Origin of the sequence: Algoriphagus aquaeductus (assembly GCF_003253485.1) — a bacterium.
In the GTDB taxonomy this organism is placed as follows: Bacteria; Bacteroidota; Bacteroidia; order Cytophagales; family Cyclobacteriaceae; genus Algoriphagus; species Algoriphagus aquaeductus.
On record NZ_QKTX01000003.1, the window covers coordinates 159,704 to 184,044 of the forward strand.

The 24,341-nt window shown below is 45.6% G+C and carries 22 protein-coding genes and 1 riboswitch; of the genes, 3 read left to right on the plus strand and 19 right to left on the minus strand.

The genetic code is table 11. From position 1 onward, the window contains the following. The first annotated feature begins 143 nt into the window (after window positions 1–143). The gene (locus tag CLV31_RS05110) at window positions 144–875 is read left to right on the plus strand and encodes a class I SAM-dependent methyltransferase (protein ID WP_111391813.1); all 732 of its coding nucleotides are present in this window, start codon (window positions 144–146) and stop codon (window positions 873–875) included. Between the two features lie 84 nt (window positions 876–959). Here CLV31_RS05110 and CLV31_RS05115 read toward each other — a convergent pair whose 3' ends face one another. The 15 genes from CLV31_RS05115 to CLV31_RS05185 all read right to left on the minus strand — a co-directional run bounded on the left by CLV31_RS05115 (window position 960) and on the right by CLV31_RS05185 (window position 17,988). Then, window positions 960–2,081: a sensor histidine kinase gene (locus CLV31_RS05115; protein WP_111391814.1), complete on the minus strand. Its 1,122-nt coding sequence runs from the start codon at window positions 2,079–2,081 to the stop codon at window positions 960–962. Then, the gene (locus CLV31_RS05120; RefSeq protein WP_111391815.1) at window positions 2,078–2,878 is read right to left on the minus strand and encodes an alpha/beta fold hydrolase; all 801 of its coding nucleotides are present in this window, start codon (window positions 2,876–2,878) and stop codon (window positions 2,078–2,080) included. Before CLV31_RS05120 ends, CLV31_RS05115 begins: the two co-directional genes overlap by 4 nt. A gap of 108 nt (window positions 2,879–2,986) precedes the next feature. Then, the gene (locus CLV31_RS05125) at window positions 2,987–3,373 is read right to left on the minus strand and encodes a hypothetical protein (protein ID WP_111391816.1); all 387 of its coding nucleotides are present in this window, start codon (window positions 3,371–3,373) and stop codon (window positions 2,987–2,989) included. A gap of 118 nt (window positions 3,374–3,491) precedes the next feature. Beyond that, window positions 3,492–4,433: an alpha/beta hydrolase gene (locus CLV31_RS05130; protein ID WP_111391817.1), complete on the minus strand. Its 942-nt coding sequence runs from the start codon at window positions 4,431–4,433 to the stop codon at window positions 3,492–3,494. A 92-nt stretch (window positions 4,434–4,525) separates the two neighbouring features. After that, window positions 4,526–5,707 (minus strand): ATP-binding protein, encoded by a 1,182-nt coding sequence (locus CLV31_RS05135; protein ID WP_111391818.1) that lies wholly within the window; start codon window positions 5,705–5,707, stop codon window positions 4,526–4,528. Window positions 5,708–5,865: 158 nt separating this feature from the next. Beyond that, the gene (locus CLV31_RS05140) at window positions 5,866–6,288 is read right to left on the minus strand and encodes a hypothetical protein (RefSeq protein ID WP_146250865.1); all 423 of its coding nucleotides are present in this window, start codon (window positions 6,286–6,288) and stop codon (window positions 5,866–5,868) included. Between the two features lie 136 nt (window positions 6,289–6,424). Then, window positions 6,425–6,607: a hypothetical protein gene (locus CLV31_RS05145; RefSeq protein WP_146250866.1), complete on the minus strand. Its 183-nt coding sequence runs from the start codon at window positions 6,605–6,607 to the stop codon at window positions 6,425–6,427. Window positions 6,608–6,867: 260 nt separating this feature from the next. After that, on the minus strand, window positions 6,868–7,446 hold the full coding sequence (locus CLV31_RS05150; protein WP_111391821.1) for a hypothetical protein: 579 nt from the start codon (window positions 7,444–7,446) through the stop codon (window positions 6,868–6,870). 520 nt (window positions 7,447–7,966) lie between these two features. After that, entirely contained in the window at window positions 7,967–8,260 is a 294-nt protein-coding gene (locus CLV31_RS05155) for a hypothetical protein (protein WP_181452576.1), read from the minus strand. 593 nt (window positions 8,261–8,853) lie between these two features. Next, window positions 8,854–9,711 carry a DUF5829 family protein gene (locus tag CLV31_RS05160; RefSeq protein ID WP_111391823.1) on the minus strand — a complete coding sequence of 286 codons (858 nt, stop codon included), beginning with the start codon at window positions 9,709–9,711 and terminating at the stop codon, window positions 8,854–8,856. A gap of 281 nt (window positions 9,712–9,992) precedes the next feature. Continuing rightward, complete coding sequence (locus CLV31_RS05165) at window positions 9,993–11,084, minus strand: alpha/beta hydrolase (protein WP_111391824.1); 1,092 nt, start codon at window positions 11,082–11,084, stop codon at window positions 9,993–9,995. A gap of 147 nt (window positions 11,085–11,231) precedes the next feature. After that, window positions 11,232–14,234, minus strand: a complete 3,003-nt coding sequence (locus CLV31_RS05170) for a PVC-type heme-binding CxxCH protein (protein WP_111391825.1) — start codon at window positions 14,232–14,234, stop codon at window positions 11,232–11,234. A gap of 302 nt (window positions 14,235–14,536) precedes the next feature. Next, entirely contained in the window at window positions 14,537–15,517 is a 981-nt protein-coding gene (locus tag CLV31_RS05175; protein WP_111391826.1) for an ABC transporter ATP-binding protein, read from the minus strand. Between the two features lie 145 nt (window positions 15,518–15,662). Then, a complete protein-coding gene (locus tag CLV31_RS05180; RefSeq protein ID WP_111391827.1) occupies window positions 15,663–16,682 on the minus strand; it encodes an iron ABC transporter permease in 1,020 nt (339 codons plus the stop codon). 139 nt (window positions 16,683–16,821) lie between these two features. After that, window positions 16,822–17,988, minus strand: a complete 1,167-nt coding sequence (locus CLV31_RS05185) for an ABC transporter substrate-binding protein (protein WP_245943327.1) — start codon at window positions 17,986–17,988, stop codon at window positions 16,822–16,824. Window positions 17,989–18,088: 100 nt separating this feature from the next. Beyond that, a riboswitch (cobalamin riboswitch) is annotated at window positions 18,089–18,323 on the plus strand. Between CLV31_RS05185 and CLV31_RS05190 the strand changes: the two genes are divergently transcribed. Both CLV31_RS05190 and CLV31_RS05195 read left to right on the plus strand, forming a co-directional pair. After that, complete coding sequence (locus CLV31_RS05190) at window positions 18,323–20,296, plus strand: TonB-dependent receptor plug domain-containing protein (RefSeq protein WP_111391828.1); 1,974 nt, start codon at window positions 18,323–18,325, stop codon at window positions 20,294–20,296. (Overlaps the previous riboswitch by 1 nt.) Next, window positions 20,293–21,345: a YncE family protein gene (locus CLV31_RS05195; RefSeq protein ID WP_111391829.1), complete on the plus strand. Its 1,053-nt coding sequence runs from the start codon at window positions 20,293–20,295 to the stop codon at window positions 21,343–21,345. Before CLV31_RS05190 ends, CLV31_RS05195 begins: the two co-directional genes overlap by 4 nt. 312 nt (window positions 21,346–21,657) lie before the next feature. Here the strand turns inward: CLV31_RS05195 and CLV31_RS05200 are convergent, their stop codons facing one another. The 4 genes from CLV31_RS05200 to CLV31_RS05215 are packed head-to-tail and all read right to left on the minus strand — an operon-like array spanning window position 21,658 to window position 24,197. Further along, entirely contained in the window at window positions 21,658–22,071 is a 414-nt protein-coding gene (locus CLV31_RS05200; RefSeq protein WP_111391830.1) for a nucleotidyltransferase substrate binding protein, read from the minus strand. A gap of 14 nt (window positions 22,072–22,085) precedes the next feature. Next, window positions 22,086–22,418 carry a HepT-like ribonuclease domain-containing protein gene (locus tag CLV31_RS05205; protein ID WP_111391831.1) on the minus strand — a complete coding sequence of 111 codons (333 nt, stop codon included), beginning with the start codon at window positions 22,416–22,418 and terminating at the stop codon, window positions 22,086–22,088. Next, window positions 22,387–22,722 (minus strand): nucleotidyltransferase family protein, encoded by a 336-nt coding sequence (locus CLV31_RS05210; RefSeq protein WP_111391832.1) that lies wholly within the window; start codon window positions 22,720–22,722, stop codon window positions 22,387–22,389. The genes CLV31_RS05205 and CLV31_RS05210 overlap by 32 nt, the downstream gene beginning before the upstream one ends. 35 nt (window positions 22,723–22,757) lie before the next feature. After that, the gene (locus CLV31_RS05215) at window positions 22,758–24,197 is read right to left on the minus strand and encodes a S1C family serine protease (RefSeq protein ID WP_111391833.1); all 1,440 of its coding nucleotides are present in this window, start codon (window positions 24,195–24,197) and stop codon (window positions 22,758–22,760) included. Between the last annotated feature and the right edge of the window lie 144 nt (window positions 24,198–24,341).

The following is a 24,341-nucleotide window of genomic DNA, read 5'->3' on the forward strand; positions in this document are numbered from 1 at the left end:
GACCGAAGAGGAGCGAATCATGGCGATTACTCAGACTTCTGACCTCTAATTTGGGCTACAGCTAAAGTTCCTTTTAGGCATCTAATCAGGTAATTGAAACTTAAAAACGAAACAGCCGCTTAGTCTGAGGAGTTATGTGGAGTATGAATCTAAAAAAATACCATGTCCTGGCCTTGGTTTCCCTGTGGATGGGATCAATCGGAGAAAGCTTTGCGCAACAGCCAGCTAAAAATCCAGGATACACCAATAAAAATCCCAGTTACGATGGCATCGGCAAGGTCTATATGGGAAGGGAAATTTCCTTTGTGATGGGATTTGAGGGAATGGCTTGGTTGGAGCGAAGGAGCCGGGAACAGGAGGAAAGCGTGTCTTTGGCCATCAAAAATCTGCCGGTGAGCGAATCCAGCGTGGTGGCAGATATCGGTGCGGGTTCGGGTTATTATACATTCAAAATCGCCCCAAAAGTGCCCAAAGGAAAAGTCTATGCGGTAGAGATCCAAGAAAAGGCGATCAATTACCTCAAGGAAAAATCCCAAGAGCTCGGCATTTCCAACGTAGTTCCTGTGATGGGATCAGAGAAAAGTCCTAATCTGCCGACTGCATCGGTGGATTTGGCCATCATGGTGGATGTGTATCATGAGCTGGAGTATCCGGTCGAAATGCTGGCATCGATCCGACAATCGCTAAAGCCTGGAGGTAAATTGCTGTTGATTGAATACAGAGGGGAAGATCCGGAGGTGGCGATCAAACCCCTACACAAAATGACCGTGAAGCAAGCAGAAAAAGAACTCACGGCTAATGGGTTTAAGCTGGTTCAAAATGGGCAGTTTATGAAAATTCAGCACTTTTTGGTGTTTGAGAAAGTGGGCGAATAGGGAATTGACCACCTTATCGTGTGCCTGAATTTTCGAAGCCAGCCAGTTGAAGAATTGACATCAAGGAAATTTGAGAAACCTGTATCAACCGATTTCTTTTTTGGGAAGGGTGAAATAAAAGGTGCTCCCCTTTCCTTCTTCAGAGGTAGCTCCGATGATCCCTCCATGGAGTTCAACAATCCGCTTGCAAGCCGAAAGCCCGATGCCAGTTCCAGCTATCGTGGAATGGGAGTGCAATCGTTTCATAAATTCAAATAATTGAGGGGCTAAACTCTGGTTAAATCCCATTCCGTTGTCTTTGACAAAAAAACAGAACTCCTGCTCCCGTTCTTCAAACTCCACCAAAATTCTGGGAGCGCTTTCCGAACGGTATTTGAGAGAATTTCCAATGAGATTCTGAAACAGCCGAATCAGTTGATTTTTGTCTCCTACCACCAAAGGGAGCTCGGGAATGATCACGGTAGCCTGATGAAGATGGATTTGCTCTTCGAGAATCTCCAAGGTAATATCACAAACTTCATTGAGTGAGACTTGGAGCATTTCGGGTTCTTTTCCGTCAATTTTGGCGTATTCCAAGAGGTCCCGAATCATCAGTTTCATTCGATCAGTGTTGTTTTTGATTACCGAGAAATACTTGGCTGCTTTCGCGTCGTGCTTCAGCATGCCCTTTTTTTCCAGTAATCCAATCAGACCGGAAATGGTACTAAGAGGTGCCTGCAAATCATGCGATGCGGTATAGGCAAATTCTTCCAACTCCTGATTGATTTGCTGAAGACGCTGAACCATCTGCTCTGCCTTTTTCTGGGCTTTCATCAGTTCCAATTCATAATGCTTCCGCTGGGAGATGTCAAGTACAGAGAGTCTGAAAACCGGTTGACTCATCGCGTGCTTTTTTACCTTTTTGGCGTTGATCAGCGTGGGCAATTTGGTACCGTCTTTTTTCTTAAACTCGATATTGATCTCCGCTATTTCTCCCCGCAATTGAAGAATGGGCATGATGTGGGTTTCCAGGTAAATCCGCCCTCCGATGCTCAGCAGAGACGAGAAGGATTTTTGACCAAGGATTTCCATTCGGTTATATCCCATCCAATCCAAAAAGGTATTGTTGATGTTAAGGATTTTCCCGTTTCCATACATGGTCAGGTAACCGAAGGGGGCGTCTTGGTAGAGTTCTTCTGCGTCTTCTATGTAAATGGGTTCTGTCAAGCGTAGAGGTAATTTTTGATGCTGGAGATGACTAATTCCGGCGCAGTGAGGTGGGGGCAATGACCTGAAGTGTTCAACTGGACAAAGCTGCTGTTTCGGATGTTTTTATGTACAAATTGACCCACCTCCACCGGGGCAATGACATCGGGATGGCATTGAATTATCAGCGAATCGGTTCTGACTTTTGCCAAATCTGCCCGATTATCCCCTCCAAAGGTGACTTTTGCAAAGTGTTTTGCGATTTCGGGATTCATGGTGCAGAAACTCCGGTTCAATTCTTCTGAAAACTCAGGCTTTTCGGGATTGCCGATAATAACCGGTGTAATGTAGCTCGACCAGCCCAGGTAATTGCTTTCCAGAGTTGTTATGAGTTCCTCGATGTCTTTGGGGTCAAATCCTCCAAAGTAGTCCTGATCGTTGATGTAGCAGGGCGAAGGTCCAATCAAAATCAATTTGTCAAATAATTCAGGCCGGGCTGCGGCTGCAAGTACTGCGATCATACAGCTCACCGAGTGCGCCACCGCGATCACATCCTGCAGTTGGAGTTCTTCACATACTTCAATAAGATCCTGGGCGTAACCCGTAAGCGAATTGTATTTTTCAAAATCATAGGCAGCATGGTCTGAGTGGCCGGAACCAACATGGTCCATTAAAACAATGCGGTGAGTGTCCTCAAAGGCAGGAGTGACAAATCTCCACATGTTTTGGTCACACCCAAATCCGTGGGCAAAGATCATGGGCTGCTGTCCTTTGCCGAATAGGTTGATGTTATTCCTTTTTTGTGCGTTTTTCTCCATGCTATCCAGGTATTTGGGCAAATGAGTGCTCGTTTTCAACGAGCGAAAATCAGGTTCAGTATTGGGATTTTATTTCAAAATGTGAAATGTGAATCCTTTTTCCAAGTCCTAAATTCCTTCTTTAATCTGCTCAAATGCACTTTTTGTATCCTTAGGATCTTTCAGATTTAGGATAATTGTTTCTTGGTTGTTGGTCATAATCAGAAGAAAAGGCGGTTGGGAAGCGTTAACCAAAAGTCTGCTTTTCCCATACCCCTCCAGATTGAAAAATCCTTTTTTTACTCCAAGTGCGCTTAATCCGTTGGTTCTGGATTTGATTGGAGGGAGTCTATCGATCAAGGATACACTTGCGATCTCGGATAGCTTCAGCTTTATTCCATACCTTCCGGAAAATGTTAATGTATCTTCCATTAGGCTTACTTTGCCGGGTATCATGCCATAGCCAACGATTCCAAAGGCGATTATGACTATAGCGATAGTGAATAGCTTTTTCATGACTCAAAGGAGCAATTCTCAACGAAGGAAAATTGCTTTCTTTTAGAAATGTAGGGGTTTTAGGCAGAAAGAGATTGCTCATCATTATGGATAAGCAATCCTTTGTAAATCAATGGTATTAATTTTTACCAGCCAGAAACTGATTCACGTCCAACCAATGCAAAAAGGCATCAAACCATCGGTTGCTGGTGCGGTTGGGGTTGCCGAGCCCGAAGCCATGACCTCCGTTTTGGTAGAGGTGAAATTCAACCGGTCGACCCGCCTTGTACCAAGATTCGATGATGCCGGATTGGCCGTTGTAAAGGAAGTCATCTGTGGCAATCACATTAAACATCGGAGGGGCATCTGCAGGCACTTCTACCGGACCCATGCCGCCGTAGATCGGGCCAATAAAGGCCAGTTTCATCGTTTTGGAATTCAGTGTGGCGTGCATAGTCAGTCCTGCCCCGGCCGAAAAGCCGATCATTCCTATTCGGTTGATGTCTACTCCCCACTCTTTGGCTCGGTTGACTATCATGGCATAAGCAGCTTCCGCATCTTCGAGCTGATTGGAGAGGTCGCGCTGTGGAGGTCGGGGGGCTGGGGTAGACGATGCTGAAGCGCCGGAAGCAGGCGGGGCTGGCGCGGCAGGGCGAGGCCGGTTCATCCAAGCAGAAAAGTCCTCGAGTGAGGGTGGTGTAGGATTCAATCGGTATTTCAACACAAAAGCAGCGATTCCCTGCTTGGCGAGTGCTTCGGCCACTTCCCAGCCTTCATTGCCCATGGACAGCCAGCTGAATCCGCCTCCCGGTGCCACGATCACGGCGGTGCCGTTGGCTTTTCCGGGTTCGGGAAGGAAAGGAGTCAAAGTCGCCGTGGAGATATTTCGCGCCATAGGATCACCCCATTGGCGAAACCAGGTTTCGGGTGCAGGTTGATTTTCCACTCCGCCGGTGCCGAGAAGGATGGCGTTGGGTTCTGCGGGATTTTCGAGCGGGTAGATGGTGCCATCTTGGGCAAAAACTTGGCCGGAAATTACCAGCATCAAGGCGATAAAGCCTGATTTGATCAGTTTGTTCATGGGTTGAGGTTTTTTGGGTTTGAAAGGAGTAAGATATTGGTTTTCTGGGGGAAAATCAGGTTAAATTATTTGAGCTTAATTCAGATTTGGTTTTAATACAGCATGCCAAACAGCCAAAGTGGGATTCTTTTATCATTTCCTCCTGCTATATCTAAGGCCAAGTAGGAATTGGGAACTCCACGGATTTGCTCGCTGGTTTTGGAAGGTCCTCCAATCTCAAAAACGAAGGTGTCGTCTACCATGAAATCTCCAAATTTGGAGGAGGTCACTGCATGCACAGCATTTACCTGATTAAAGAAGAAAGTTTCTCTGATATTGCCCAAATTGGCCATGGTGGGCGAGAAAAGATGGATGAAATTGGGGTTGTGGAGGTAAATTTTTTCCGGTTTCTGCAAATAGCTGATCCCAGAAGTAGATGACCTGAGTAAGAGCAAAATCTGGGCTTTTTCCAAAATATCCAGAAGCCTGAGTACCGTGTTTCTAGGGGTTTCTAGCTTTTCAGCCAGCTTATTGATGTTTGGTGTGAAGGGTACGGATTCACTCAGTACGAATAAGAGTTTTTTTAAAGTCTTGGTTGTGGCGTGCTGTAACTGTTCGTAAGGTGTAATATCCGAGTCGATGACCAAGTGAATAGTTTCCTGGAGCTTTTGGAAGTAGGTTTTGTTTGCTTCTAAAAAGAACGGGAAATAGCCAGATTTGAGATAGTTCTGAAAATCAGATTCAAAGTCAAATTTGTCAAGCAGATCAGGGGTGATCAGATGATGGTGGGTTAGGATTTCCTGTAATGGGAGGCTTTTTAGCACCAGATTTTTCTTAAAACTCAGATACTCACGAAAGGATAATCCGTGCAAATGATAGACGGACGCCCTTCTTGACAAGTCGGCATTTCCTTGGCTGATATCCAAAATAGAAGACCCTGTGGCTACTACTCTGATGTCTTCATAGTCATCATACAGCTGCTTGAGATCCTTTGACCACATCTCATACCGATGTACCTCATCCAGTAAAAACAAGCGATAACCCATTCCATAAAGCTCTGCTACCGTCTCTACCAACCGGTGGGTCTCAAAATAGAAATCATCCAAACTCATGTAAATACCCTGCTCAGATGAGGCAAGTAGCTGCTGTAGCAAAATAGTCGTTTTGCCCGCGCCTCGATACCCAAGCAGTAGAATCAACCGCTGTTGCCAGTCAATCTGCTCGTAGAGATATCGTTTCTTCTTACTTTGAACTTGTTTGGATTTGCGTGCGGACTTCTCGATCAAGTATTCCATAAATTGGTTTTTTCAAAAAGCAAAAACCAAAAATAGTTTTTACATAAAGCAAAAATACAAAATGCTTTTTGTAAAAAGCAAAAAGAGGTTCTTCATGAAGATAAACTTTTTCGAAGGCGGCTTTTTGAGCTTAAACAGGTAGTTTTTGAATTTCCTTCCTAAAGTGAATCCAGAGGAATCCGTACTCTGAATTGATGCACTTTTCCGGGAAGGAAGGAACTGCAATCATAAGGAGAGCAATCTTGCCCGTTGGCAAATTCAAAGGTGCCGCTGGCTACCTCTTTCAAAACGTTTATGGTGAAACGGGAATACTGTTCATTGTAAGGCGCCACGAGACGAAATTTTCCCTGGCTATCTGATACTAGGGTGTCTTCTCTGTATAGGGCTGGAATGGTAAGAAACGAAGCCTTTTCATAAACACTGACTAATACCGTAACCCCTGGAATTTTCAAACCGGTTTTTGTATCCACTACCTCTCCGGAAAGTACCGTCGGATCCTCCGAGACACAACTCTGAATCAATAATATACAGGACAGGAGTAAGGCTTTTTTTAGTAAACCAATGCTTTGTTGCTTTCTCAACAGTTCCGAATAGCTGGTTAAAAATTGGGTTGTAATACAAAAGGTGAATTTGCAATGGTACATCTTAAAAATCATGCTATTTAGAAAAATATCGAAGCGAATTCTTTGCTATCCTTCAACCAGTATGAATTTCGCTTTATGCTTGTTTAATAACTCTACAAACTCTTTGAAGTCTTGGCTGAACATCTTTGTTGAGGCTAAAAAATTGCTGTCGAAGGAGTTCTACAGCTTCCAGGCGTTCGATAGGACTTTTGGTAGACCAAAAGGCAAAGTCAGAGGCGGTATCTTTTAAAGTAGTAATCTTTAGTACCTTTTCCATGACATGAATATACGTCTTTTTGGTGATGAAGAGGCCTTTAGAATCATGAATGTACATGATTACCACCGCAGATAATGCGGTAAAAATGACTCTTTTTCACCGCAAAACAAGTTGTTGATTCTTAAAATTTGGGGACTGAATTTAATTTGTAGGTATTTTCCCACGATTTATACCCCTACAGCTGAATGGGATCGTTTGGATCGAAAGGCACAGTTTCAGGCTCAGTCTGCGGATGAGGGGGGGCAAATGTGTGAAACCGATTACTGTTCCAAGCAGGCCATGGCATTTCTGAATAAATTCAGTTTAGAAATTCTGGTTGCCTTAAATGGAAAGACAGAGGAGAGGCTGTTTATTCTGATAGAACTTAAAAGATTGGTTTTAAAATACAGGAATGATTCCTCGTTGAGGTCATAAATCAAGGTATAAGTCGTCGTATTGGAGGTGGATAATGGGATATACTCAGAGCCTCCTGTGACTTGGGTTTTGGACACGGGGCTTTTAATCTCCGAAGGAGTCATTTGGACAATAATTTTTCCAGCTGAGCTGTCAAAGCTAAATTCATGAACTTCCGTAGGATTAATTTGGTGGTTTGATGTTCCAGTGAAAACCAGGCTTACATAAAGTTTTTTTTCATCTCCTACTGATGAAGAAGATATCCAAAAACCATCGGCTACTCGAATAGGCTTGGTTTTCATGAGGGTTCCACGGCCAAAATCATCCTCTTCAATATAAACATGGGAAGAACAAATAGTGGTGAAACTATTGCTCTTCTCTTTGGACTGGAGGGTTTCGAAAAATTGGAGCAAAATTACCGAAAGAATAAGAATGTAAATGTTCATAATAGAAGTCGATAAAGCTATTGAGAAATGTCTACGGTGAAGGAGAGGATCAGGATGCGACTATTTTAGAATAAACACTTTTCGCTCATCCTAAATCCAGAAGTTGAAACCTCTGGATTTAGGATGGGGCGTCCCGAAAGGAGAAATATGAGCCAATGCCGTAGGCATGACCGATTACCTAGCCAGACATGGTTGGTGAGCGGCGGTTGGTGAGGGAAGTCGAACCAAGTCGAACTATTAAAGGCTGGTATAATGGAATAAGCATCAGTTTTCCAAAAATGCCCTTAGGAATGACCGATATTTCCAAAAGAAGAAAGTCAGGAAACCGTAAAAATAAGGATGGAATTTCCAGCGAATTGCAAATTCGATTCGATAGGAGAGCGTAGTTGCAAACTCGCCCAGGCCAGCGTTAAACTACGCCTAGGCAGGGGTACTAACTTTTGTTTCAAATCATTGGGACTACGCCTAGGCTGGCTTTAAACTTCGACTAAGGAAGCGATCCCTCCAATACTGGATCAGCCTAAACACTCAGTATTCCCCAGATTGTCAAAAGGATTAATGTCGTGCAAAAAAGCAGGACTCCTATCCAGATCGGAATGTGGATTTTACTTTTCCAGTTTTTCCTGAAAGAGGGAAAGAAAAAAGCAAAAGCGATAAAGGGAACAGAAAAAAGAATGGCTCCAATGGTATTTTGGAAGATACTACCAAGGGTTTGGAGTGAAAGAAAAACAGCCTTTTCCCCCTGGATGGAATAATTCGAGGCAAGTACCCAACCCAAGTATTCGATGATGCAGGAGAGAATGAGGGTGATCATTCCTATCCAGATAAGTTTTGAATTTTGTTTCATCTGCGACTAGTTGATAATTACCACTTAGAATGTCAAAAAAGTGAACTTCGTTGGGAATTGCAAATAGCGATTAGTCAACTGATGAATAACCGGACGGAGGTAAGCTTCTGATGCTCTTTTAATGACCTTAGACATCTCTTATTCCGTCGAGATAAGTGTAGATTCAATCGAACTTTTTAACAATAAACCCCACCGAGGAGGCCAGCTTGCAGGGTGGGCAAACTCCGCTCAGTCCAGCGTAAAACTACGCTAGGAGGAACTGGGGAAAGGGTAGGAAGACCAATTGCATCCCGATAGCTCTCGGGATGCTTAGAATACTAGGGTCGAATAGCTCCCGCACAGCTGTCGGGTTCGACTCAGCCCCAAACTGAACTTTAGAGATGCTGTATAGAATCTACGCTCAGATGGGGGTGCTGTTGTTGTTTCTAAAGATGGAATCAATTGCATGATCCAAGCGCTGTTTGTCCGGCCATGTTTGCGCCTGCAAATGAATGGCATATAAAAAAGTAAACAGACTCAGAATTAATTTCCGATTCATAATTCCCTGTTCATTAACCTAATCACTTTACCTGCTCAATAATCATGTCTTTCCCATTGATATGAATGGTATACATAGTTCCTAGCCGGATTTCTCTTTTTGCAGTTGGTTCGGAAAGCTCAATTTCAATTCTAGTGTATTTGGGCACGACATTGAATTCGGTAACCGTGTAATGGACATCCGGATTGAATTCATGCATAAAATGATCGGTGTGAAAGGTGTACCCCATGGCATACAAGGCAGATTCCAATTCAGCAAACTCTTGCTTGGTGACTTGGACATGAAGGGCTTTGATTTTCTGGAACAGTTTTTCTTGTGAGGTGGTATCCCAAGAGTGCATGAATTCCTGCATGGACACTCCATTGGTAATTATAGAATCAGAAAATCCCCAGTTTTTAAACCCTTGGACTGAATAAGACATGAGAATGGGTGTAAAATTTGGTTCGGCAGGTTTGGATGGATCCTTTTTTCGGTAAGGGAGAACTTCACCCGTCAAGAAATCACCCCCTTCAAAATTTTTTGTACTTAGTGAATCTTTGAAATAATGCTTCCAAGCTAAAAGAAGCGAATCATGTTTTTCAGGTTTTCTTGTCTGAAAAATCATCACCCCACTTCCCGCTTTATTTTCCCAATATTCCTTGGCCAGACTGATATGTAAAAAGGCCTCACTACCCAATAGGTACAAATCATAGCTGGGCTTGGAATACATCGTAGTATCCTGGAAGAAAACCGAGAATTCCTTGGTGAGAAAACTATCGCTCACAATTGCATAAAAAGCCTCAGAATCAAGCACCAAGTCCACATGTCCTAGATCCGAAACCGGAGCAACTACGTCTGAAGTTCTTTTCTGAGGAGAGCAATTGCAAAAAATAATTGCCATTAGAATTATAATATTTTGTTTCATTCCTGATCAGTTAAGAATTATACAGTTTAGTCTTTACCCTTTTTTAACTTGTTGAATGCTTTAACCCTTTCAAGTTTTCTATTTATTCACCCAATGATGATGAACATAGGGGTGGTTTTCTGACAAAGAGTCCCCGTTCGGAACTTTGTAATAGTCTTTGGAATCACATATTCAATGTTTGCATAGCCCTTTCAAACCTGCTTAATCCTGGATAAACAGGATGGAAGTAGTCCAATATGGATTCAGAATCCAAAGAGTTATCTTTCTGAGCCCGACTCACCGCCTAAAAGGTATTTTTCAAAAAAAGGCAGCAGCTCGTTGTAAATCCTTCCTTCAAACCCATCAAGCATATTCCCATGGTCTCCCATGTATTCCTCAGCAAAGTGGTTGATGCCATAGGCTTCCAATTTTTTACTGAACTGTAGACTTGTGAAGGGAATATGGGAAAATTCCTCATTGCGGCCCCAATCCATTTTCAAAGCGGTGAGACTTCGCAGCTGAGGAAGATAGTAATCAATCATGTGGTGGGGAAACTGGGCTTCCCATTTGCTCACGATCTCAGTATGGAACACTGCACTATCTCCAATATAGGTAACCGGTAAATCGGCCAAAAGCGTTTTGTTGGATCCATTGGGTGAATAAACCCTGGCCATGGCAGTTAACACAGCTGCATAAAAAGAATTGAAATCAGCAGGTCTGTCAGATTCAATCAGCGGCTCAACGATTGCCTTTTCGTTGTTTAGTTCAATGACTCGTTTGAAGCCGGAACTGGAAAGCGAAAAATCATTGTGCCAATCGAGCACTGCAGGGCTTAGTGCATAGACTGCACTGAAGGTGTCTGCATACTGCATCCCCAACTTCAACGCTCCATTGCCTCCCATCGAATGCCCACAAAGCCCCCTGCTTTTCCTGTCGGGAATTGTCCGGTAATTTTTATCTATGAACTGGACCACATCTTTTGCAATGTAATCTGCCCAATCGCCGGATACAGCCGAATTAGTATAAAAGCTCCCCAACAGTTTGGTCATACTGTTTGGTGCCACCACAATCATCGGGCGCATCCTACCAGTTTTGATTGCCTCGTCGAGCAACCTTTTGAAGTCGATCCAAACATGCATCATTAAACTGTCAGTTCCACCATACCCATGAAGTACATACACAACCGGATAGCGTTTGGTGCCTTGATCGTAATCAGGAGGAAGGTAGACGGTCACTTGCCTTAATGGATCTTCTCCCGCTTGGTTCATTTGCAGAGAAGCAGCCAAAAACTCTTTTCTCTCCATTCTTCCCTGAGCAAGGGAGATCAAGGAAAACCCAAAAAACAAAAACCCAATTAAAATCTTTTTCATTAGCTCTAATTTATTGATTTTAAATGGAATAACTCAATTATCTAAGTTTTCCCTGAATTGAACACTCGCTCGGTGTAGTCAAATCGCAGCATAGACTGGGTTAAGTTGGAAATCTCACTCAGATATCCTTGCAATTAGCTTCTCATCTCACCTCATCCCCTCCAAATAACTCACCAAATCCACCAGTTCCTGTTCGGTCAGTGGAAAGGCAGGCATCAGGGATTCGGAAAGTTGGGTGATGGAGGCGATGTCGGCGAGCTTGTAGATGGTTTGATCACTGCTGCCGACGAGCTTTACGATCAAGTCGTTTTCGGTCTTGGAGTTGACGATGCAGCAGATTTCCTTGCCGTCTTTGAATTTGACCAGTTGGGTTTCGTATCCGAAGCCCATGCCTTCGGAGGGATTGATGATGGCATTGATGAGTCCTTCCCTGCTGAGTTTGCCTCCGATTTGGGAAAGAGCAGGGCCGAAGTCCACGCCTTCATTTCCGATCTTATGACAGGCCACGCAGTAGGTGGAAGCCAGAGTTTTTCCCTTTTCCACTTCCCCTTTGGCAGAGAGCATTTTGACCAAGTCATAGCCTTGGGCGATGCTATCCCCGTATTTTTCCAGGGCAAGCACACGGATATTTCCATTCCAGCTGCTCATCAGGATCTTCTGTGCGATAGGGAGCAGTTCTGCAGGAATCTGATCTGATTTAGCCAGTTCCCAAAGCACAGCCTCGGACTGATAGCCTTTGGCTTCTTCCATGGCCGCGGTTCGGACAGCGGTGGAGGCTTGGTCGTTTTTCCAGAATTTAGCCAGCAGTTTAGCCATATCTGGGGTATCCACTGAGCCAAACTTACGGATGGCGGCGATGGCTTTGGTTTCGTCCGAATTCTTCATGGCCTGCTCGATCTCACCCATGCCGTAGAGTGAAGCGAAAAGTCCAGCCGATTGATTAGCCAAGCCACGGTCTTCGTCCTGATACACCAAACCAAGAAGGCGCTCTTTCTGGTCTTTCAACTGGTATTTGCGCACGATCTCGAGGAAATCCCGGTCATCAGCGATTTCACCTGCCTTGGCTTTGGCCAGGTTGAGGAGTTGGGCATCCGGTTTTTTGGAATCAAAAACCACCTGTCTCAGGATGATGACCTGATCTTCGTTTTGGCCTTTTGCCAGGAGGTTTTTGAGGGATTGGTTTTTCAGATCGGCGGTTTGGAAGTCCAAAGCCCGGTAGTAGCGATGATCTGCAGGACTGTTTTCCGCCAGGATCAATTCCTCCAAGAGTGCCGGTGTAGCTGCCGATCTCGACCTCCAAATCAGGTCTTTCGCCTCAGGCGAATTGCTCCAGCCTTGACCCAATTTGGCCAGATAGGCCGGCAAATAGCTATCCCAACGGTATTCCGCCGCGATGCCTAAAGCTTCTAAATACCAGCGATCTCCACTTCGATAGCCTTCGGCCAGTTTCAACCAAACGTCTAGAGCATCCTCATACCGGATCGCCACCGCCACTTCCCGACGCACCTGATCGGAAGGATCGGCAGCGAGTACAGGCAAGAAGGAGGGATCGTTCAGCTTGCTCATTCGGGAAGCCCGAACTGCTGCCACCCGGATATTTTCATCGTCATCCGCTGCAGCTTGGCGGATGTATTCTTCCCCATTGGGCAGCTTGCTCAGCAACCAAAAGGCGCGGGCTTTCATGCGGGAGTCCTCGGAGGCATAGAGCTTTTCCAAGGCATCTTTTGCCTCGGCTCCTTTTTCCTTCAGGGCCATAAATGCCTTGAAGTGGATCGCACGATTTGGGTTTTGCAGGAGTTCAATCAGGGATTCGACGGAGGAATAATCAGGCTTGCTGACTTTGTATTTGGACTTTTTCGGAGCAAGGCGATAGACCCGGCCTTTTTCCAAATCACCCACGGCATGCCCGCCCACTCCCGGATCGTACCAGTCGGAGATGAAGATCGAACCGTCAGGCGCTACCGTCACATCCGATGGGCGAAACCAATTATCACGCTTGTTTCCGTCTAAAATCGGTTTTACCTCTCCCGTAAAGCCTGCCCCAGCCGCTTGGACAGGATACATCCGAATCACATTGGGTCCGGCATCGGCATGGATGACCTGATTTTGGTATTCAGCGGGGAGGAGTTTGCCTTCGTAGACGAGGATTCCAGTCGGCGAACCCGCATAGTTTTGGATCAAATTGGGCACGACTCCGGGATCATTCAGGTGCCAATGCTGGCGCCAAACCGAATCTTCCATATTCACACGGCGGGTTCTCCAGTCGGCCTTGGTCATTTCGTCTTTGAAACCGTAGTTGCCGTAGTCCATCACAAAATTGATTCGCGTGGAGCGGTTGCCGTCGTCATCGTTGTCACTCTGCCACATGCGTCCGTAGCTGTCCACGGCGAGTTCGTAGTTGTTTCGGAAGTTCCAGGCCAGAACTTCCGGATTGCTGCCGTCCTGATCGCAGCGGAAGACCATGCCTTCCTGATAGGGAGCTGTTTCGGAGGTGACGGGGCGACCCAATGGATCCAAAATCGGGGTTCCATCGGCATGGTGCAGGCCTTTGCCCTCGTTGCCGTAGTTGAAATAGAGCTTTCCGTCAGGTCCAAAGGTGAAGGCATGCATGCCGTGATCGTGCTGCACACCACCCACTCCGGTGAAAAGCACTTCTTTTTTATCGGGCACATCGTCCCCGTTTTCATCGGTGAAAACAAAGACATTCGGGCTGACTGAGACGAACACTTTATTGCCAAAAACAGCGATGCCCAAGGCGGCATTGATGTCAGTTCCCTGGTAGAAGACCGTTGATTTGTCCGCCTGACCATCTCCGTCGGTATCTTCCAGGATCAGGATACGGTCTCCTTCGGCTTTGACAGGGTTTTTGGGATTGAGTTGATTTCGGTAGTTGTAGGCCTCGGTGATCCACACCCGACCGCGATCATCGATGTCCATGTTGGTCGGGTTGGTCATCATGGGTTCGGTGGCGAAAAGCGTCAGTTGCAATCGGTCATCCAGTACCTCGATCCCATCCAGTGCAAATTCCACCGAGCGTTTTTGCTCATCGGTGAGGGCATCGTACTGTTCTTGGGTAAGTTGGGGCTTGGTGGTGTCGCAGGAAAAAGTGAGCAGGCCAAGAGCGGCCAAGGCTAGAATAGGTTTTTTCATAGGTTTTTGGGGTTATCGGCTTGATTTCTTTTGAAAATCAATCAAATGACAAAATAGAAGGAATGCGTTTGAGATCAAAGAAAATTTAACTGTTGAGGATTTTAACCACTAAGGTCACAGAGGATAAAAAGGAGGTCGCTAAGAGAAGATTTATTGGATTTGAATGATTTCTGCTGTCCTACGTCTCCAGACGTTGGGCTGGTTTTAGTTAAAGAAAATGCTGCTTTCGGAAAAGCAGCATAACACTGGGTTTTTGGCTAGGCTTCGATTAACTTAAAAACCTCCTTAATCCCCTCAATTTCTCAATGTTTTAAAAAAAATACGAGCTCTTCCACTGAGAGAAATTCCTTTTCCTGATGCCTGATCAAAAATGGTTTGTGGGAAACCGAAATCGTCGAATCCAAGTTCTTAATGCCCGCTTTGATCAGCGCCTTTTCCACCCAAAAAATCAATTCTTGAGGTCCTTCAATCTTAAAATTTAAGTCTGGTTCCTCAGCCTCCATTCTTCCCCGACTCAGGCTAAATCGATACGTATTATTTGGGAGCAATTGGTTGATCTGACCGGAAAGGATCAAGTCCTCGGGTTTGCCTGAGATTAAGGGAGTACCGCAGTTAAGCAGCCAAAATCGGTCCGCGGTCTCTATCGCAATGTCCAAATCATGGGTTACCACCAAAATGGCTTTGCGCTGAGCATGAGCAATATCCCGCAACAAACTCATGATCTCAAAGCGATTGACTAAGTCCAAATGGGCTGTGGGTTCGTCAAGGATCATCACCTGTCCATCCTGTGCCAAGGCCCTTGCAATCATGGCTTTTTGGCGCTGACCGTCGCTGATTTCGCTGAGTCGCTCGTCTCGCAGGTAGGTTATTTTGGTGTCGGAAAGGGCTTTTTCGACGACATCGCGGTCAGCTGGATTCAGCTTTCCCGACCAACCCGTATGCGGAGTCCGTCCCAAAGCCACGAGTTGCCCCACGGTCATATTTCCCGGGAAAACCGGATCAGTCAGCACCACAGCGATTCGCTTGGCAAGTTCTTCGATCGAATAGTCTGTAATGGATCGCTGATCGAGTTGGATGCTTCCTTTGCAGGGGTGGATTTGTCCCAAAATGGCTTTGATCAGCGTGGATTTCCCGACTCCATTGGGTCCGAGCAGACAGGTGAGTTCGCCTGAGAAAAGGGTAAAATCCAAATTTGAAAGGATCTCTTTTTTAGCTTTTTGGTGAAAATAACCAAGGGCTAATTCCTTGCCTGACAAGGCGATATGTTTTTGAATCCTTTCCATGACTTATAGTCTTTTTATGAAATTCTTGGAAAGAATTAAGGGAGGGTGTTGACGCTTCCATTCGGCAACTCCCCCTTTTTCAAAGGGGGGTAGGGGGATTTTTTTCAAATTTTGGTTGCAAGCAGCGATCAGTCTCTTCATAACCTTAAAAATCTTTACTGAAGTTTTTTCTCAAAATCAGGGTAATCACAATGGGTGCTCCGACCAGCGAAGTGACGGCATTGATCGGCAAGGTGCTCGCCAAACCTGGCAATTGCCCCACCGCATCGCAGAGCAATAGCAAAATCGCTCCGATCAGTGCCGAACCCGGAAACAGCACCCGATGGTCCGAACTTTTCCAAACCATCCTTGCCAAATGCGGCACTGCAATGCCCAAAAAGGCAATCGGCCCGCAAAATGCCGTGATTCCCCCTGCCAAAATCCCCGTGCTTACGATCATCACCCAGCGCATTTGTCCGGTTCGGATACCCATGCTTCGGGCGTAGTTTTCTCCAAGCAAAAGTGCATTATAGGACTTGATGGAAAGAAAAACGGGCAGGCTGCCCAAAGCAATCAGGATCCCCAAAATTGAAACCTGAGACCAACCCAAAGCACCCAAGCTTCCCATGGACCACACCGTGTAAAGTTTCAAAGCTTCAGCTCCTGAGAAAAATGACAAAACCGAAACCACTGCCGAAACCGCACTTCCAAACATCAGTCCGACGATCAATAAAGTCATGCTGTCTTTGACCCGCCAAGCCACCAAACTCACCCCCGAAAGGACCAAGCCCGCTCCTAAAATCCCGGCTGTGGCAATGGCCCAAGAGTTAATTCCGCTTAAGGCAAAACCTAAAGCCGAACCTGCCAACATCAAGATAGCAACTCCTAAACCTGCACCTAAACTGATCCCCAAAACGAAAGGTCCGGCCAATGGATTTCGAAAAAAGGTCTGCATCTGCAAGCCGCTCAAGCTCAGCCCAATTCCTGCAAAAATGGCCACCAAGGCCTTGGGAAGGCGGTAGTTGAGGATGATTTGCTCCCAGGAAGTTTTGGTCCAGTCGCCCGAAACCAATCCGCCAACAATCTCTCCAAAGGGAATCCACACCGAACCCAAGCTCAGATTGAGCAAAAAGCTCAGCCCAAGGATTAGGAAGGCAATGGGGAAAAGGTAATTTTTCGGATTCATTTATTGATTTTTAGTGGTCTTGGAGGATTCAGACCATGGCTAAAATATACTCGATCGGGTATAATTTTTTGATATTTGATTTGTTTATACCCGATCGGGTATTCCATTTAGTAGCACAGATCAATATTGCATTTAGGTTTTAATCAAGCCTTTGATAGAAGTATAACTCATACTCGGGCAAAAGTTCCGGGTGGAGGATTTTGATCAGGTCCTTGAGAATCAGATCGGGACGGACATAGCCGAGTTCAAAGTATTCCAAGCCTCCTGTAGCTCCTTTTTTTGCGGTGTAGGTATAGATTTGGCCTGTTTTCCAAGCTTGAAAATTCCGGTATCTCGGCTCGTTGCTTCCCATAGTTTTTACGTCCGGAAAGTCCGCCGAACCAATCCAAACCTCCGCTTCCGCAGCCCGATCGAGAACGAATTCATAGTTGAGTTGCAAGCTTCCAGAACCTTTTTGGTCAGCGAAAACATAGTCCCCGCCTGCATTTTGGAGAATCTGTGCTCCCCAACTTTCGGCTCCCGGAGCGTACCAGATGTCCTGATACATGACCCCGCTGAGTACTTTGGGACGATTGTTGGCAGGAATTTGAGATGCTAGCTTTTCAGCTTCCTGATAGGCTGCTTTGATTTGCTCAAATTCGGCGACGGCATCCTCATATTTTCCCAGCAAAATCCCTGTAAACTTGATCCATTCGGCCCTTCCGAGTGGATTTTGTTCCACATATTCGCCGTTGATCAAGGCGGGAATTCCTGCTTGGGCAAAGAGATCCAAGTAGCGCAGATCTTCTCCCAAAGTCGAAATCATCATCCAGTCCGGCTGTGAGTCAATAACCATTTCCGGATTGGCCGAAGGTCCGCTGCCCAAATCGGTGACTTTTCCAGCATCTATTCGAGCACGAGTGGGAATAGATGAGATCAAATCGGTCTGCGGGAAACCGATGAGTTTGTCGGTTTCACCCAACATATCGAGGTGAGGAACCTGCGTGGTAGAAGTCAAAATGACTTTGGAAATCGGCAGTTGAACGACGGCATCGAACCCGCTTTTTTCGACTGGAGCACCTTCCTCCAAAACCAAATATCGGTAGGTTTTTTCCGCTCCCGTGTAGCCTTGGGTCACGTGGATTTCCCAGAAATTTTCACCTCTAAAAAGTTCAAAGCCCTGGGCAAACTCCAAAGGAACCGGAGTTTTTTCCAAAGCGGTTTCAGATTTTTTTTCGCAGGAAAAAATGAGAACCATCATTCCTAAGAAAAGTAGGTAATGTGCTGAAAAATAAGGAGAAGTGATGGGGTAAATGGTTTTCTTCATCTCAAGGTATTGGCAAAATTTCCTGCCAAGGTAACCGTGATTTTCCCTGCTTTCCAAAATTTTTAACATTCTGAGGCTTTTCTCCCGAATAAAAATCGCTTTACTTTGAATCGATTTTGGTTCTCAAACCATCCCGATAGCTATCGGGATTGGAGCTTGGGATTAAAAGGGAATCCGGTGCAAAACCGGAGCTGTCCCCGCAACTGTAAGTCTGCCCCTTCGCAACAAGGGGAAGTACTTTTGTACCACTTAGCCATTGAGCCGATAGCTATCGGCTTGAGAAGGCCAGCAAAAGTCAGACGAGCCAGGAGACCTGCCTTGATCAGCTGATTCTGTGCTTTCGGAGGAAAAGCGAAGAAGACTTGTCGATTTCTCAGCCGACTTGGTCGGTGGTGAAACCATTCATTTCTTTCTTAATTTCTCTCAAGGCCGAATCGATTGGACTAAACCTATTCGATCGGATATGACCTTGGTGTTTTGGGTGTTTTCCCTGTTGGGCTTTTCGGCCTCTCAGGACACAGTGGCTTTGGCTGAGGTGGCGGTGTATGCGCCTGTCTTGGATCGTTTTGCTCAAGGGCAAAAAGTGATTTCCTTTGAAAAAAGGGACTTGGAAGCCTATTCCGCGCGATCCCTCGGCGATTTGCTTCAGGAAAAGTCCCCCGTTTTTGTGCGGCAATATGGAGCAGGAATGCTAGCTTCACCTTCGTTTCGAGGGACCTCGGCAGGACACACCGCCGTTTTTTGGAATGGCTTGCCGATCAACAGCATTTCGCTGGGCCAAAGCGATTTGAGCATTTTACCCATCCAAGCCATTGATCAGGCAGAAGTTCATTTTGGGAGTTCGGGAGCGCTTTTTGGCAATGAGGCCATCGGAGGAAGTGTGCATTTAGGCACCAAGGCCCAATTTGGACAAGGGTTTACCGGAAGAATGAGCCAAACGTTTGGCAGCTTTGGCTTGAGTAATTCGGCTATTTCAGCTGGTTTTTCGGGGAAAAGCTTCAGCACTCAAACTAAGCTTTACCGACAGTTTGCACAAAATGATTTTCCCTTTCGAGACCTTTCCAGGCCCGGGACTCCGGAAATCCGAGCCGAAAATGCCCAAACCGAGCAAGTGGGATGGGTGCAGGATGCGGCCTGGAATCTTTCCGAGAAAAGTCAGCTGAAAGCCTCCCTTTGGTGGAATCGGGCCGATCGGCAGATTCAGCCGGTGATGGGTTCGGCCACTCTGGACACCCAACAAGATCAAAGTTGGCGTGCTGTACTGGACTATTTCCGTTTTGGGGAAGGGTCGATTTGGAATGTCAAAGCGGGTTGGGTGGCAGACCAACTCACTTTCAACGGAAGCGAAAACCGCACCCGTCAATTTCTCTTGGCTACAGATTGGGATATCCAAAAAATTGAAAATTGGACGTTCAAAGTGGGCGCCCGAGGAACTTTTGCCAAAGGCGATCTGAGTACCTATTCGGCCTCTGATCAGCGACTAGAATTGTATCAAAGTGCCAAGTGGGAGACGAGTGATCGACTTTCTCTTTCTGCGAATTTCCGTCAGTTGGGTTATCAGGATCAGATGGAGCCTTTTCTTCCGGGATTGGGGATGGATTTTTTGATTTGGGAAAAAGTAAACCATCAACTTTTGCTCAAAGCCTCAGCGGGAAAGGGCTTCAAAGTGCCTACACTCAACGACCGTTTTTGGAGCCCGGGAGGAAATCCTGATTTGCTTCCTGAGAAAAGTGTAAATGGAGAAATCGGTCTTCATTGGCTCAAAAAAGGCGGTTTTGCCTGGGAGCAAAGCCTGACTTACTACCGCATGCAGGTGGACAATTGGATCATTTGGCTGCCTCAGGGAGCCATTTGGAGTCCGCAGAATATCCGTGAAGTGCAAAATCAGGGAGTGGAATATCAGGGAAAAATGACTTGGAAAACCGGTTTGTGGAACTGGGAAGCCCGAGTAAGCTATACCTTTTCCCAAGCCTTGGATTTGACCTCTGATTCCCAAAATCCCCGACAACTTCCCTATACGCCCAAGCAGCAGGCGAATGGGAGTTTAGAAACGGAGCGAAACGGATTTTCAATGAATCTTTCCACTTTTTATGTCGGTTCTCGCTCCATCGGCACCGGCAATGCTCGAGTCTTAGCGGGCTATCAACTCTGGAATGCGGGTCTTTCTTTTTCCCAACTCCGATGGAAAAAACTCCAGCTCCCGATCAGCTTTCAGGTGCTTAATCTGCTAGATCGGGACTACCAAGTGCTTTACCTCCGGGCTATGCCCGGTCGATCTTATCAATTTAATCTAACTCTTATACTATGAAGTATTTGTTTACAAAACAGCTTTGGGCACTTGCCCTGATCCTTTTGCTTTTCTCCTGTGAAAACGGAGATGATGAGCGTCCACTTGGGAAGTATGATTCGGGGATTTTATTAATGAATGAAGGCGCTTTTGGAGCCAATGACGGGGAGGTTTTTCATTTTGATCCTGCTTCCGGGACTTTGACTCAAAATATTTTTGAAACGGAAAATAACCGGCCTTTTGCAGGCTTGCTGGAGGATATGGTGCTCGAGGAAGACCGACTTTATTTGGTGGCCAATACAGGAAAGGTCGAGATCGTGAATCCGGGTGATTTCAAGTCAATCGGTGCCGTGATTGGCGATTTGGATCAGCCAAGATCCTTGGCTACGGCTCGAGGAAAACTTTTCATCTCCGATTATGGGCCTTATGATGCGAGTTTCAGAACACCTGATTCCTACGTAGCAGTGGTTTCCGGATTGGATGGTGGCATGGTGAAAAAGAAAATCGAGGTTTCGAACAAGCCCGAGGATCTGTTTGCTTCTGGGAAATATGTGTTTGTGGCGGGTTCGGAAGAAAAGAAAGTGGAGATCATTGATGCGGATACCGAAACAGTGACTAAGACACTGGAAGTGAGCGGAAAGCCTGTACAGTTTTTTGAGCAGCGGGGAGATTTGTGGGTGTATTCTTATGATCGGGAAAACGTGTATTTCCAGTCTTTTCATCGGGACAATCTGACTAAAAAGAACTTTCTCCAAGTACCGATTGCGAATGCTACCAGTCGGATCGCTTTAGGGGAAGACGATCGGATTTACATTTTGACGAGTACAGGTTGGCCGGATTACAAAGACGGTATTGCAGTGACTTCAATTTTTGATTCTACCTTGATTCCAAGCTGGAAAGCAGGCAGTGGGTTTTACGGGATTGGCTTCGACAAAGCCCGCCAAGAAATCTACGTGGCCAATTCCAAAGGCTTCCAAGGCAATGGGGAAGTGATCGTGTATCGAAAAGACGGATCTGTAGTCAAGACCCTTGAAGTTGGAAGAGGGCCTTCCGGATTTTTGGTAAGATAAATAAGTTGGGGAGTTTGGAGGTTGGGAAGAAGAAGTAAGCAGTCTCAGTGGTCAGTCTCAAGATTAATCACTTTTGCGTTGATCTGCCGAATTTTCTGCGATGCTTGCCTGCTTCAAGCAGGCCTGCGGGCAAAAGAGGTGATGGGGAATCCATGGAAGTAAAGCTTTTTGTGGATCGTATTCCATAAAAGTTATGCTTTTTGTGGAATTGAATTTAAAAGTTTTTAAGAATACGACCAATCGGAATTCATATTCGAGGACTAGGATTTAGCCAAATTAACAAGAGCTGCCTCGATCGAGGCAGCTCTTTTATTATTCATCCAGTTTTTTGGACATATTATCTTCAAACTTCTCAAGCAGAGGGATGTAGATTTTTTGAATCCGCTCCACAAAGTCCTGTTGGGTGTCCATCTCGTAGACCGGATTGTATTTGATCCGATCGATCACAATATCCAACCATGCTTTGCCATCGTCGATCAACTCCGCATGGAAAGCCTCCACGGTGGCGTCCCGGCTTCCTGAGAAGGGGCCTTTTCCGATTTTCTCGAAGAATTTTGCCATGACCTTGAGCGCCAATTCATGAGTGATCTCAAAATTGATGATCAGTTCCCGATTGGCTTCTGTGGTATTCAGCTTTTTAGCCCGCTGTGCATAGAGTTCCAAATCTTCCAGGGCTTTGGAATAGAGTTCCAGGCATTGCTCACAGGTTTGAGGGAGGGTTTTCATCAGGTTGTAAAGTGTTAACTAGATAAATTTTTTAACTTCTCTATTTTAAGAGAAGGTAGATGGCTTTTAATAATCTTCCAAATTATTGATTGATCTATCCCGTCATACGCATGAATTATTCGGTTTCTAAGTCCTATTATTTTTTCGCTTTCATTGAGTATCAGTTTCGATTCAGAATTTCTAAGTTTTGAAAGGACCTCTCCAATTATTCCTAGTTGTCTTTCTACTGCCGATTGGGTTTTGAAATCCTTCAGGTAATCCTCAAAAGAGCTTTTTTCTATGAAATTTTCAATGTTCACAATGGCATTGAATAGGTCAAACATCCATTTTTTCTCCTTCTCTGTCATAGCAAAGGACTTTGGACTTATGAATTTCTTCTATTAGGATTGGGTTTTTTAGTGACTCAAGATTGACCAAATCCACTCTTCGACCTAAGGCGAATTCAATTTCATCCCAAATGGAGAGTAATTTTTCTCCTCGTTTTAGGGGGTCTTTTTCCTCCAAGTCAACTAAGATATCCAAATCGCTTTTGTCAGGATCAAAGTTTTTCGTGACCACAGATCCAAAAAGGAATGCCTTCGAAACCCCGTTTTCGGATAATATTTTCCTGAGTTTTGCCAGCTCATCGAGGTTTAAAGCGATCGATTCCATAATTGAAGATACTCTTTATTGGTTTAAAGTCCTCATTACCTCACATTATAACTCTGCATAAATGGCTGCCCATTTGGTGCTACCCCTTCGAGCTTGAGTCGGCCGCTGAATTTTTCCAGGTATTCCCCGAGGGCTTTAGGATCTTTGGCTGGCATCTCGTTGACATGGGTGATGACAAAACCATCTCTAAAGCCCAGATCTCTCAAGTAACCTCGAGTGAGGGAGCTTATTTTAACTCCATAAGGGATTTTAAGCCGATCTTTTTCAATGGTATTGACCGCCTCTAGTCTGGCTCCGATCAATGCGGAAGAATAGTATTCCCGCTTGATGATTCCTGTACTGCCCTCCAGGTTTTGTAATGTGAGGGTGGCGGTTTTGGGCGATCCACCCCGCATGTACTCTACTGTGAGTTTGTCTCCGGGATAGTAGTAAGAAAGTGCTTCTTCAAAGCTGCCCTTTCCGGTGATTTTCCAATCGCCGATGCGAGTGATCACGTCATTTTTCTGAAGACCGGCAGCTTCTGCGGCACCGCTTCTTAAGGTATGGGTGATGATGACTCCATCCAGATTTTTGAGTTTCATTTCTTCGGCTAATTCCGGAGTAATTTCTACTACATCCACGCCTGGGATAGCCTTTTGAACTTCACCGAATTTGATCAAGTCATTGGCAATTTTCATTGCCATATCCACGGGAACTGCGAATCCATAACCGGTATACGAACCTGTTCGGGACAAGATTGCCGTGTTGATTCCTACTAATTCTCCTTCTACATTGACCAAGGCACCTCCAGAGTTGCCAGGGTTGATCGGTGCGTCAGTTTGGATAAAGCTCTCTAGAGGAAAATCACCCCCCAGAATGTTGATCTGACGCTCCTTTGCCGAAACTATACCGGCTGTCACGGTGGAGGTCAGGTTGAAAGGGTTTCCGACGGCCAGAACCCACTCTCCGATTTGGAGATTACGGCTGGATCCACGTTTGATTTCGGGTAAATTTTCAGCTTCGATTTTCAGGACTGCGATGTCCGTGTTTTTATCTGTGCCTACCAGTTTGGCTTTGTAGGTTCTTTTTTGGTGCACGACTTCGATGGTTTCTGCCCGATCGATGACGTGATTGTTGGTAATGATATACCCGTCTTTGGAAATGATCACCCCTGAGCCGGTACTGACCTGCTGGGAGGGTCCTGTGCCAAAGAAATAATCAAACATGCTGTAGCGACGGGGATCGGTTCCGCTGAAGTTTTTAATAAAAACCACCGATTCGGTGCTGTTTTGGGACGCTTTTATAAAGGAGAGCGGTGGATCTGTCCTCAGAGTGGTAGTTGCGGGTTGGCTGGCGACTTGGCTGGGAATTCGGGAGATGTCGACAAAATCTAAGTTGGTCTGGTCAGATTGGGGTGCCTGAATAGACATCCAAAGTGCTGCACCGGCGACGCCGGAGACAAAGGGGATTGCGAATGATTTCAGGATAGTGTTCATGGTTTTAATTTACTGAATGCAGGAAAATTGGTTGGAAGACGGTCATTCCATTCACATTTTTTAAGACCATTTTTTCTCAATTTGGAATCAAAAATTGTCCCAAAAGCCAAATTGTGACGAAGTGTACAAGGAAAACTCCCTGCA